This is a genomic window from Spirosoma flavum (assembly GCF_042686045.1).
Classification (GTDB): domain Bacteria; phylum Bacteroidota; class Bacteroidia; order Cytophagales; family Spirosomataceae; genus Spirosoma; species Spirosoma flavum.
The window spans coordinates 1,215,332-1,227,687 of record NZ_JBHUOM010000023.1 but is presented as its reverse complement, the minus strand read 5'-3'; the positions used below and the strand labels follow the sequence as shown (position 1 = coordinate 1,227,687).

11 protein-coding genes and 1 tRNA gene are annotated in these 12,356 nt (G+C 42.5%); 5 read left to right on the top strand and 7 right to left on the bottom strand.

Annotated features, from left to right (window positions below):
* Positions 1-1,345: 1,345 nt before the first annotated feature.
* Positions 1,346-1,663 (bottom strand): LytTR family transcriptional regulator DNA-binding domain-containing protein, encoded by a 318-nt coding sequence (locus ACFS25_RS25845; protein WP_381506836.1) that lies wholly within the window; start codon positions 1,661-1,663, stop codon positions 1,346-1,348.
* Positions 1,664-2,498: 835 nt separating this feature from the next.
* Positions 2,499-2,571, bottom strand: a tRNA-Thr gene (locus tag ACFS25_RS25840).
* Between the two features lie 100 nt (positions 2,572-2,671).
* On the opposite strand from ACFS25_RS25840, the gene ACFS25_RS25835 reads away from it, so the two are divergent.
* A complete protein-coding gene (locus tag ACFS25_RS25835; protein ID WP_381506834.1) occupies positions 2,672-4,657 on the top strand; it encodes an ABC-F family ATP-binding cassette domain-containing protein in 1,986 nt (661 codons plus the stop codon).
* A 174-nt stretch (positions 4,658-4,831) separates the two neighbouring features.
* Here the strand turns inward: ACFS25_RS25835 and ACFS25_RS25830 are convergent, their stop codons facing one another.
* Positions 4,832-5,167, bottom strand: a complete 336-nt coding sequence (locus tag ACFS25_RS25830; protein ID WP_381506832.1) for a nuclear transport factor 2 family protein — start codon at positions 5,165-5,167, stop codon at positions 4,832-4,834.
* Between the two features lie 18 nt (positions 5,168-5,185).
* Positions 5,186-5,968: an SDR family oxidoreductase gene (locus ACFS25_RS25825; protein ID WP_381506828.1), complete on the bottom strand. Its 783-nt coding sequence runs from the start codon at positions 5,966-5,968 to the stop codon at positions 5,186-5,188.
* 122 nt (positions 5,969-6,090) lie between these two features.
* Here ACFS25_RS25825 and ACFS25_RS25820 point away from each other — a divergent pair, with 122 nt between their 5' ends.
* Positions 6,091-6,477, top strand: coding sequence for a winged helix-turn-helix transcriptional regulator (locus tag ACFS25_RS25820; RefSeq protein ID WP_381506824.1), 387 nt, complete (start codon positions 6,091-6,093; stop codon positions 6,475-6,477).
* 25 nt (positions 6,478-6,502) lie between these two features.
* Here the strand turns inward: ACFS25_RS25820 and ACFS25_RS25815 are convergent, their stop codons facing one another.
* Entirely contained in the window at positions 6,503-7,447 is a 945-nt protein-coding gene (locus ACFS25_RS25815; RefSeq protein ID WP_381506821.1) for a bestrophin family protein, read from the bottom strand.
* A 145-nt stretch (positions 7,448-7,592) separates the two neighbouring features.
* Between ACFS25_RS25815 and ACFS25_RS25810 the strand changes: the two genes are divergently transcribed.
* Positions 7,593-8,891 carry a type IX secretion system plug protein gene (locus tag ACFS25_RS25810; RefSeq protein ID WP_381506819.1) on the top strand — a complete coding sequence of 433 codons (1,299 nt, stop codon included), beginning with the start codon at positions 7,593-7,595 and terminating at the stop codon, positions 8,889-8,891.
* Positions 8,892-8,955: 64 nt separating this feature from the next.
* Here ACFS25_RS25810 and ychF read toward each other — a convergent pair whose 3' ends face one another.
* Complete coding sequence (gene ychF / locus ACFS25_RS25805; RefSeq protein ID WP_381506817.1) at positions 8,956-10,056, bottom strand: redox-regulated ATPase YchF; 1,101 nt, start codon at positions 10,054-10,056, stop codon at positions 8,956-8,958.
* A 226-nt stretch (positions 10,057-10,282) separates the two neighbouring features.
* Complete coding sequence (locus ACFS25_RS25800) at positions 10,283-10,609, bottom strand: DUF3276 family protein (protein WP_381506815.1); 327 nt, start codon at positions 10,607-10,609, stop codon at positions 10,283-10,285.
* 273 nt (positions 10,610-10,882) lie between these two features.
* Between ACFS25_RS25800 and ACFS25_RS25795 the strand changes: the two genes are divergently transcribed.
* Together ACFS25_RS25795 and ACFS25_RS25790 are read left to right on the top strand one after the other, a co-directional pair.
* Positions 10,883-11,317: a septal ring lytic transglycosylase RlpA family protein gene (locus ACFS25_RS25795; protein ID WP_381506812.1), complete on the top strand. Its 435-nt coding sequence runs from the start codon at positions 10,883-10,885 to the stop codon at positions 11,315-11,317.
* A 127-nt stretch (positions 11,318-11,444) separates the two neighbouring features.
* Positions 11,445-12,356, top strand: a complete 912-nt coding sequence (locus ACFS25_RS25790; protein WP_381506809.1) for a DUF58 domain-containing protein — start codon at positions 11,445-11,447, stop codon at positions 12,354-12,356.

The window sequence follows — 12,356 nt, the reverse complement described above, 5'->3', positions numbered from 1 at the left end:
ATAATCGTTGTATAAGGATTAAAGAAAACCGTTGCCCTAGAATTTACGCTACTTATATGTACTGATCACACATCACCAGTTTCTATACTTTAAGCACACGTTTAAGCTAGTGCTATCGAGTATTTGTGTCCCTCATTTGACTGATAAAAATCAGTTCTTCATCAGAAATATAACCTGATAAATCAACACCAAGTATAGGTATTTACTGCACAATATTTGTGTATATTACTCAAACAGATTATGCAGTTATTGTGATACTGTTTTACTAATTTTTAAGTTAATTGCTGACTATAATCTAATGAGGAAGGCTAAAAGTCTTCGTTAGATTGACTGCCAAGGAGTCGACTTTTGACTATGTTTCTACTTTATAGTAAAACAATTGAAAACTGTGTTATCTTATTTGATTCAGTTCACAAACTAGTAATCAACCGATGTAATTTGAGAATCGTTGTAGTTTAAGTAGTTACTCCTAAATCGATTCAGTTACAAAAACAATCTACTGAACAGTGGCCATTTTTCTTAAAAGAATTTTGGTGACACAAACTATTTTGCTCGTATCCATCGATTATCGAAATTCTCTTCAATACCTAAATTTTATAGTATTAATTTTAATTGATTATCATAAACAAAGCATGTCCTGAATTCAGAGATAACGTATCTAAATGCTAAAGAAATAAAAGCCTAATAATTATTGAATTCTAGCATACATCATACCTATTCTTTAACATTATTTAAAATTATATGATAGCCTATAGTTTTACAAATTCACTTATATATTTTGACTGTATATGATAATTCTTCTTTTAAATAGTGTATAAGCTTATTTTCCAATTAAATATATTGTTGTATAATAAATTTGCTTTACGTAACTTATTTCATTAATTTTTCGTGTTTTTATGTAAAGTATTTTAGACGAGTCATTTCTCACCTACGTATAATAAATTATTGTGTAACTTTGAGATAACAGGTGAATTGTATACTTAAGTAGCTAGTAGGTAGCTTAATACTTATTCTTACACCAATGAAGGATTAGAATACCTTGTACCGTTGAGAATGGGTACGATGTATATATGTATACTCGTAATAGAGAAAAGAGACTTTAGATTTTGAAATTAATTTCAGGGGACTTATACGCTACTTTAAGTTAAATATATAATTATGTTATCATTTATATTTCCGCTTTTACTTTTCATTTATAACATCTAAGGAGACAATTATTAATCTAATTACAGTTAAGGCGGTATGTGCTTATACATCTCATCAGATTAGTACGTACATACCACCTTGTTTGATACGGTCGCTAAGACTATTTATAACGCTCTCCTTGCCTTCTGTCAATAGGCTTTTAATAGGACCTACTTTTTATCGCCTTTAACCGCCGAATTGCATTCGGCAAACGACGATTGCTGACGGGTAACCACGAGCCCGCAATCGAAGCTTCCCCTCGTTTTTGAGGTATTAAGCGAATTTCATTGATATAATCAGGGTTAGCTGCGCACATTCTGTGCAAGCGAAGGAAATGTGGAAGTTGTGCCGTACAATATGATAATGTCCGGCTAATTAATAGATCAGGAGCATCGGTGAAATAGATGCGGGTATAGTTTTCATCGCCGATGAGGTGAGTAATTCGTCCCGCTTGATTGCCTAACGTTGAATGTCTCATAGCTTGAGTTCGGATAGTAATCTAAAAACCTACGATGTAATTAGACTTTTAGATGTCTGAATAGCAAACTTTTTACGTTTTGCTTTACTGTTAATCGTTTGAATAATAAGAAATTATAAGTACTCTTTATTACCTATGAGACAAAAAAATATGTAATGTTTACCTTATTAACCCGTGAATGAGTTTGTGAATTTTTTTGTATGGTGTGTGCTATAGGGCCCAAAAAGCGTTTCCACCACTTTCCAGACTTATTCTCGAGTATATAATAAAGTAAGAAAAGCCGCAGCGAGCAATACTGTATTAGCCGTCGTGAACGTCAATAAAGCCCAGTGACAGAGTGGGGTGGGTAATCATTATGCAAAACAAGACCTTGGTCTAGCAAGCCTGTATGCAAACATAAAAAGCCGCTAAACAAAAATGTTAAGCGGCTTTTTATCAGGAGGGCCAGGTAGGACTCGAACCTACGACTCACTAATTAGGAGTCAGGCACTCTATTGACCAGTCACATTGAAAATAAGTGCCTGTATCGAATAAAATCAGTGCTTAATGCTGGGGAATACTACCAACTGTGCTCAAATTACATTTGAGAAACTACACTACTTGTATATAATAGAAGTGAAAATTTCACCTAACATTTAGCTAAGACACTGATTATGAGTGTCGGTGTGGTGGGGTTCAAACTTGCAACCCCAATACCATTTTTTATCTGACCTTCTCATTCAACAATCACTCTTTTCTTTGCTACTTGTTTAAGTTCACGCAAATTCATTGCACATCACATTGCACAGATAATAAAAAAGCACTCAACAGTTATGCTAAGTGCTTGATTATTAAGAGCCTCCTATAGGACTTGAACCTACGACCCCTTCATTACGAATGAAGTGCTCTACCAACTGAGCTAAGGAGGCTTTTTGCTGCGTTTTTGCCAAAATGCTAACGCGGTGCAAATATAACAGAGTGGAATTTAACAACGCAAGTATCCGTTCTATTTTTGGTAAATTTGCATCCATGATTTCCATTACAAACCTATCGTACTATCTCGGTAGCCGGGCGCTCTACGAAAATGCCTCGCTACACATCAAGCCTAACCAGAAAATTGGCCTCATTGGCCTCAATGGTACGGGCAAATCTACACTGCTCCGTATTATCAATGGCGAGTATCAACCTGATAGTGGTATTATCTCCAAAGCGGGTGATGTATCGCTCGGTTTCCTGAATCAGGATTTGCTGTCGTATCAGACCGAAGATTCCATTCTGTCGGTGGCGATGCAGGCATTTGCCCGGCAGAATGAATTGCAAATCAAAATTGAGGAGTTGCTCCATGAAATGGAAACCAACTACCGCGATGAACTGGTTGATAAACTCGGTAAAGTACAGGAAGAGTTCGATGCGCTCGATGGGTATACAATTCAATCCAAAGCGGAAGAAATCCTGGAAGGACTTGGCTTCTCTACCGACGATCTAAATAAGCCCTTAAAATTGTTTTCAGGTGGCTGGCGGATGCGGGTTATGCTCGCTAAGTTGCTATTGCAAAAGCCGTCGCTGTTAATGCTCGATGAACCAACTAACCACTTGGATCTTCCATCCATTCAATGGGTTGAAAAATACGTTCAGAACTACGAAGGGTCCGTTATCGTGGTTTCTCACGATCGAGAATTCATTGATAATGTGGTCGATACTATCGTTGAGGTGTCGGGCGCTAAATTGAATTATTACGCTGGCGACTACTCGTACTATATGGAAGAGAAGACGCAACGTAATGAAATTCAGAAGGGCGCTTTTGAAAACCAACAAGCGAAAATTCGACAAACGGAGAAGTTTATCGAACGATTTAAGGCGAAAGCGTCGAAAGCTAAACAGGCTCAAAGCCGGGTAAAACAACTCGAACGCATGGAGCTTGTAGATGATGTGATCGACAGCAATGCACGGGTCAACTTTAAGTTTAACTTTTCTCAGCAACCCGGTCGGCACATCCTTCACTTAGATAATATCTCGAAGGCTTACGGTGAAAAGCGAATCCTGACTAATTCCACGGCCCGGCTCGAACGGGGCGATAAGGTGGCACTGATTGGAGCCAACGGACGCGGAAAGTCAACGCTGCTGCGCATTATTTCAGGCTCTGAGCCCATGGATGGGGAACGGCTTTTGGGCTATAATGTCTCGTTTAGTTTCTACGCCCAGCACCAGCTTGAGTCGCTTCGGGTGGAGGATTCAATGCTCGACGAACTCAAACAGGCGAATCCAAGTAAATCGGATGGTGAACTGCGTGGCGTATTGGGGTGCTTTCTGTTTTCGGGTGACGATGTATTCAAGAAAATAAAAGTCCTCTCAGGTGGCGAAAAGTCGCGGGTGGCATTAGCGAAGGTATTACTCTCGCAAGCTAACTTCCTGCTGCTTGACGAACCGACCAACCACTTGGACATGCAGTCGGTAAATATTTTGATTCAGGCGCTACAACAGTACGAAGGTACGTATGTGGTTGTTTCTCACGATCGGTATTTCGTCTCGCAGATTGCCAACAAAATCTGGTATATCGAAGACGAACAGATTAAAGAATACCCAGGCACTTACGACGAATATGAGTGGTGGCAGGAAGAGCGTAAAGCACAGGGGATAGTTACGGCGAAACAACCCGTTGATAACTCAAAAATGCAGCCTGCACCCAGTCCGACACCCGGCACGAATGGTCAGGGGATAAACGGAAAGTCAGCCACGAATGGTCGCGCATCGGAAGAGGACCGGAAAGAATGGCATAAGACGCTGAAGAACTTGACCCGTCAGGCCCAAGAATCGGAAACCAAAATTGCCCAATTAGAAGAACGCAAGAAGTGGCTCGAAACTGAACTTGCCAATCCTGCTACTTACGGTGATGATAAACTGATGCAAGCCAAAAATGACGAGTATCGGCACGTAATGGCCCAAATCAATCAGCTACAGGATGAGTGGGAAATAGCCATGCTCGAAGCCGAAGAATGGGAAAAGAAATTAGCCTAGTTTGAACGCAAAATAATGGTGAAGCAAAATGTGTCTGAAACTGATTTTTAGCAGTTTCAGACACATTTTGCTTCACCGACAGTGCTTCATTTTTGGGAAATGCTGATTGCTATAAATCCGCTAAACTATTTAGGTAAGCCGGGTAAATTGGGTTGTTTGAGAGAGTGCTTGCCTTCATGAAGTAATGCTCAGAGTGTTGATTTTCTCATCGTCAAATGCGAAATTGTATTTAAGTGGCGCCGGGCTTCCGGCAAAATTCCCTGATACCATAACGGTTAAAATACCACCGTTTTCGTGGGTCAAAAATTCAGCTGGTTCCAGGGTTACCCGATACTTTTCGTTGGTTGCTTCATTCCATTGTTTTATTTCAGCGGGGCCATTGTACGTTTCACCTGCATCATGCACAATGGCATTGGCTGCAAATAGGGCAGCAAATCCATTGCTGTCATAATTATTCTGAGCGGTCATTAAAGCCGTTATGAGTTGTGGTAGTGCTGCTATTGTAGACATGTTTATCTTCTGTTAAGGTCAGACTGTTGGTATTGTTCCACCGTCAATTACATGTTCTGTTCCTGATAAATAGGCGGCACGGGGAGAAACCAGAAATGCCACGAACTCAGCGACTTCTTCGGGCATTGCTGGCCGACCCATCGGTATTCCGCCCAAGGAATCCATTAGTCCCTGTAAGGCTGTTTCAATACTAATTCCTGAACTTTCCGCTAAGCGTTTAACCATTCGTTCCGCAGAAGTTGTCTGAACAAAACCCGGTGATACCGTCAATACCCGCACGCCTTTCGGCGACACTTCGTTGGACAGACTTTTACTGTAATTGACCAGCCCCGCTTTGGCTGCGGCATAAGGTAAAGTGGAATCGTAGAGGGGAAGTTTACTCTGGATGGAGGCAATATGGATAATCACCCCGGCAGCTTTGTTAAGCATGTAGGGCAGTAAACCCCGATCAAGCCTGACAGGTGCCAGCAGATTCGTGTTGATTGTTTCCTCCCAGTGTTCGTCGGTTAATACCTGAAATCCGCCACCCGGCGTTTCCGAACCTCCTGCATTGTTAACCAATATATCAACACCACCAAAAAGGTCTGTTATTTCGTTTATTACTTTTTGAGTTCCCACTGGCTTTCTCAAATCGGCTGCGATAAAGTGAAAGTTGTTATCTTGTACTTCAGGTTTGTTTCTTGCCGTAATAATTACAGTAGCACCCGCTGCTGCTAAGCGTTCGGCTATTGCCTTGCCCATGCCTTTAGTTCCACCCGTAACCAGTACTGTCTTGCCTGATAACTCACTATTGATAGTCATATTTGCTTATTTGAAAGCAAAATTCAATAAGATTAGCAGCCTGTACAAGTACGGAAAATCGATTCATATAGGGATAAATTTATCCCTGTCGCGCATTGTAGAAGAGTAAATTGACTTTGTATATGTATGAACGGAAGATTCCTATAACACTGGATTGTGGCCTCGACTTAATTGGTGAGGTTTTATACGGCAAGTGGAAAATCAGGATGCTTTATTTTATCGCCGAAGGTTGCGTGAGGCCCAGCGAATTACAACGGAAAATTCCTGATGCCAGCCGTAGAGTGTTGACTATGCAGTTGAAACAATTGGAAGAACACGAACTGGTAACCAAAACTATTTATCCGCAAATTCCACTAAAAGTGGAATATAGCTTAACTGAATTTGGTAAATCCTTGCTGCCCGTTATCACGATGTTGGGGCAATGGGGTGATGAACATCAGGAACGTTTGCGTAATGTCATCGAGAAACAATACACTACTACGCAAATGATGTCTGACCAAATGGTATAACGCTAGAATCAGGTTGGTCTACTACCTATTTTTCATACGAAAAACCCTTTTGTTTTTTGTTAAGCTGTTCCTCTTGTGCTACCCTTTCGGTATGATCGAATGACTGCGTTATCGTTTTATGAATACCGTTGCAAATCGTGTCTAGCGGGAGGTCGTTGTCGTCGGTGCCAAACGGATTTTCGATTTCTTCGGCAATAATCTCAAGGCTGGCCAGTACGTAAAAAACGAATACGACCAGCGGCACAACCAAATAGTGGAGATTTGACACATAGCCCAACGGCAATGTAATACAGTAGGTGAAGATGAATTTTTTGATAAATGAACTATAAGAAAACGGAATTGGCGTATTCTTGATACGCTCGCAGGCCCCACAAACATCCATTAACGATTGAATTTCTGAGTTAAGTAGTAAGAGGTGTTCGGGGAGCAAAATGCCCTGGCGTTGCAGTTCGTTTACCTTACCAAAAATTTCCAGCGCTACTTGCTGTGGCACGTGTTCGCTCAGCCGCAAGTCATGGATGCTAAATGAGGCACTTTCCGTAAATTCGTTTTCTATGGGTTGTTGTCGTAAGTGGTTTTTTAAGGAATAGGCAAAATTGGGAATCATAGCCCGGAAGAACTGGCGGGCTTCGGTTTGAGTAGGTTCCAGTAACTGATCTAGCTTGAGTGCCATGTTTCGGCTATTATTGACGAGGGATCCCCATAATTTCCGACCTTCCCACCAGCGGTCGTAGGCCGTATTTGTGCGAAAGACCAACAACATCGAAATGACGAAGCTCAGTAGTGTATGCATGAGCGATAAGTTCTTTAGATGAACATTATCACTCAAACCCATCAGCTCAATAATGTGGACGACAACGAACGAATAAACACCTATACCGACCAAAAGGGGTAGTAGCTTTCGTACGGTGTCGGCTCGGTTGAAGGTAATAATGAACCGGAACCAGTCTTTCGGATTGTAATTAACCATAGGTGCATTTGGTTGAGCAGACTATAATCATACGGGATTTCGGTGACGTTATCAACTTTAAATTTGGCCACTGTTGGCAACTTTATATAATCAGGTTAGCAAGACAGCGTTCATTTATCATACGTTAGGATAAAAATTATAGTAAATGACCATTCTCTTTAGAGTGCTTAGTGTCTTTTTTCTCTGTCTGATTACAGATCAGTTGCTTGCCCAGCAGCTTCAGACCATCGACCATATTTATGACTCTAAAGTTGAAACCGTATTGCTGTTTCCGCAGGTTAGTACCAATCTCTCCGATCCGGCTTTAACCCTAAATCCACCCGTTATTTCGCTTGATGAACAAGTTACACTACAACTTGAATTCGATGATCTGACAGCTACTTATCGCTCCTTTCGGGCTCGTATGGTTCACTGTAATGCTGATTGGCAGCGCTCCGTACTGAACGATATTGAGTTTACCTACGAATACAACGACAATCCAATTACGGAGTATCAGACCTCAATCAATACGAAAATTCCCTATTTTCACTATCGGTTTACGCTCCCGCGCATGAAATTGCCGGGCAATTATTTGCTGGTAGTTTACGATGAACGTAACCGAAATAATATCATTTTTACGCGCCGATTTAGCACGTACCAAAACCGTGTAACAGTAGCAGCGGATGTACACTTTTCATCAGGCCCGGCCCGCCAGTTTAGCGACCAGCAAATTGATCTGAGTATTAGCTATAAAGGCTATCAGGTAATCTCACCCCAGGACGATTTTAAAGTAATTATTCGTCAGAATTATCGAGACGACCGCGAAATTCGGGGACTTCGCCCGACTAATGTGCAGGCATTTGATCAGGTACTAGAATACCGATTGGTTGATTTGAGTAACACCATGCCGGGAGGCAACGAGTTCCGGTTTTTCGACACACGCACTATACTTTCGCGGGCCAATTATATTGAGCGCATTGAGCGTCCTGCCGACCGGAATATTGCTTATGTGCAGGTCGATCAATCACGCAATCAGGGTGTTTATATTCAAAGCGACGATTTTAACGGGCAATTCGTGATCGACCATCGCGAAACGGGCATTGGCGGTACTAACGCGGATTATATCGAAACTATTTTCACGCTCAAAATACCCGAAGTGTCGGGTCTGGATGTGTATGTTAATGGCGCGTTTAATTTCTGGCAATTAAATAATCGCAACCGTATGGCGTTCGATGCGCTATTGGGCGCTTACCGGTCTACTATTCTGCTTAAACAGGGCGTTTATAATTACGACTATACTGTTGGAACGACTGGGCCACAACCAAAAGTGGATGAGAATTACGTTGAAGGTAATTTCTCATCCACTGAAAACGACTACGAAATATTTGTTTATCATCGTCCGCCAGCCTCCCGCGCCGACCAATTAGTGGCCTATAAGCGGGTGGGAGTCAACAAGCGGAAGTAAATGTATGGCGGGTGGAAACCCGCCTTTCAGTATTAACACAGGCGGGTTTCCACCCGCCATACATTTATGCACTGTGCAGAAACTCCATAATGTCGCCATCCTGCACGATGTATTCTTTACCTTCTACGGCCAATTTGCCCGCTTCACGAACGCCCGCTTCGGTCTTGAACTGCGAAAAGTCGGGCAGTTTCATAACCTGCGCCCGAATGAATTTTCGCTCGAAATCGGAGTGAATAACCCCGGCGGCTTGGGGTGCTTTCCAACCCCGGTGAATCGTCCAGGCGCGAACTTCTTTCACGCCCGCCGTGAAATACGTAATCAAGCCCAACAATCTATACGATTCTTTGATGAGTTTGCTCAAGCCCGATTCGGTCAGGCCATATTCGCCCAGAAATAACTCGCGTTCTTCGGGGTCTTCCATTTCGGCAATCTGCGATTCGATAGCTGCGCTGATAATAATAACTTCGGCTCCTTCTTCTTTCACGGCTGCCCGAAGAATATCCGAATAGGCGTTTCCGTTGGGTAATGAGCCTTCATCGACGTTAGCCACATAAATAACGGGCTTCACGGTCAGCAAGGCAATATCACCGATGGCGGCTTCACTTTCTTCTGGTGTAACCTGTACAGTACGGGCGCTTTTGCCCGCTTCGAGCGCTGTTTTGTATAGCTTTAAAATTTCCAGTTCAGACTTTGCTTTGGCGTCTCCTGCGCGAGCGCCTTTTTCGACCCGCTGAATTTTTTTGTCAACTGACTCTAAATCTTTCAGTTGCAATTCAATATCAATGATTTCTTTGTCTGATACTGGATTGACTTTGCCTTCAACGTGCACAATATTGTCATCTTCAAAGCACCGAATAACGTGCACAATTGCGTCCACTTCCCGGATGTTGGCTAGAAATTTATTTCCCAAACCAGCGCCTTGACTGGCTCCTTTCACAAGCCCGGCAATGTCGACAAACTCAATAATCGTTGGTACCACCCGCTGTGGTTTTACCAGACCTTCAAGCATATTTAAACGTTCGTCTGGCACCGTTACAACCCCAACGTTGGGTTCTATCGTACAGAATGGGTAATTGGCGGCTTCGGCCTTCCCGCTCGAAATTGCATTAAACAGCGTTGACTTACCTACGTTCGGTAAACCCACGATTCCACATTGAAGTCCCATAAATAAGTATGAATGAGTGAATGAGTGAATACTTACGACCAGTTGGTACTACTCTGTTGGCCAAGTCATTCGTTCATCCACAATTCGCTCATTGATTTTTTTTGCAAAAATACAACAAAAAAAACCTTCGGCATGATGGGCCGAGGGCTAACTCAATGTTGAGCAGATAACCTGCCGTGTGGAGAAGAGAATAAAGAAGTAAATCTTAAGCCATTTGTCTGTTTTTTTAGTCCCACTTTAGTTCGCTGGCGAAATCATCCTGTTCATCCCGTTCGCGTTGGACGAATTTTGAAAAGTCTACTTCGGGCATGAGTTCTGTTTTTACGTGGTCGACGGTTTCCTTCAACGCTTCGACAAACTTATCAAAGTCTTCTTTGTAGAGGAATATCTTATGTTTTTCATACACAACCCCTTCGCCCTGCGGTTGACGACGACTTTCGGTAATGGTTAGATAATAGTCGTTGGTACGAGTTGCCTTAACATCGAGAAAATACGTTCGTTTGCCCGCCCGAACTCGCTTCGAGTAAATTCTTTCCTGGTCTCTTTCGTCCACAATCAGTTAGATTTAATCAGTTCACAACTGCTAAAGTACGTGCAATCAGAATAGAACAAAAACAATGATGTTAAATATATTTTGGGGTGATTTTACCCCAAAAATTGATGACTTTGTGGAGGCCATTCTACAGATTTTTAGCTAATTGCTTGGTAGTAAAGCCTATCTGACTTATCTTTGTTTTACAGGAATTGCACTTTTTGGGGACGGACGGTATGTGAAAGGTTAATCAACATGCCCCCGCCTATTTTTTTTCACGTAACCAAAAGCTGTATGAGTTTAATCATGTCCATTATGTTGTTTTTTAGCAGCATAAACCCGGCGGAGGCTCTACCGAGCCTCATACAGAAAGGCAAAGCGTCTTTTTATTCCAAGAAGTTCAATGGTCGGAAGACCGCCTACGGTGAGCGCGTCAGCGCAGAATCTCTTGAAGGTGCCCACCGTCACCTACCGTTAAACACGTTGGTAGAAGTTACAAACTTAGATAACCAGCGTTCAGTAATTGTACGAATCAATGATCGGGGGCCTTTTTCTAAAGGCCGTGTTATTGATCTTACCCACGCGGCTGCACATGCCCTTGGTATGGTTTCTAAAGGAATCGCCAATGTATCGCTTCGGGTTGTTGGCAAAGGCCAAGCGGTTGCGCTGGCTCCTTCTGCTTTCTCAACACCGATTGCTTTTCAGTCGATGCTGGAACCAGTTTTATAAATCGGCTTTGCCGTATCACCCTAACCGTTCGATATTTCTCTGTGCAATTCCTGCCGGAAATGTCGAACGGTTCGTTTTTTGTGTTCTACCTATTGGTAATGTCTAAAACTTTATCAAAGTTTATAGAATGAAACAATCCCTTAATCTAGGTCAGGTGCGTTCGTTTGGTAACGTCGAATTTTTGGCCCGCCAATTGGTCGAAGGATTCATCACAGGGCTGCACAAATCACCTTTTCATGGTTTTTCTGTAGAGTTTGCCGAACACCGGCTTTACAACACGGGCGAAACCACGCGGCACATCGACTGGAAAGTGTTTGGTAAGACAGAAAAGCTATTTGTCAAACGATATGAAGAGGAAACGAATCTACGCTGTCATTTGCTGATCGACACGTCGTCGTCCATGTACTATCCAGAAGCCGATTACGGTAAGATGACGTTTAGTGTAATGGCTGCTGCGTGTTTAGCGTATATGCTTCAACGACAGAAAGATGCCGTGAGCCTAACCACCTTTGCTGATCAGATTGACCTGCAAACACCAATAAAGTCAACGCCTTCACACGTTCATAAGCTGTTCACTCAGTTAGATCAGTTGATGCAACAACCCAAGCCGTTACGCAAGACTTCGGCGGCTGAAGTAATTCATCAGGTGGCAGAAAAAATTAACAAGCGGTCGCTGGTCGTTATTTTCAGTGATATGTTCGACAATAGCGAAAAGGCCGACGCGCTGTTTTCTGCCTTACAACACCTTCGTCATAACCTGCATGAAGTGCTCCTGTTTCACGTAACAGACAAGAAAACCGAAGAGGATTTCGCTTTTGATGAGCGACCTTATGAGTTTATTGATCTTGAAACGGGTGAAAAAGTGAAACTTCAGCCAGGACAGGTACGTGACACGTATCAGCAGGCTGTAAAAACATATTTTCAGGAGTTGAAAATGCGCTGTGGGCAATACAAAATTGACTTCATTGAAGCTGATATTGCGCAGGGTTTCGAGCAGATTTTGACCGCCTATTTGGTAAAACGAACCAAGATGAGGTAA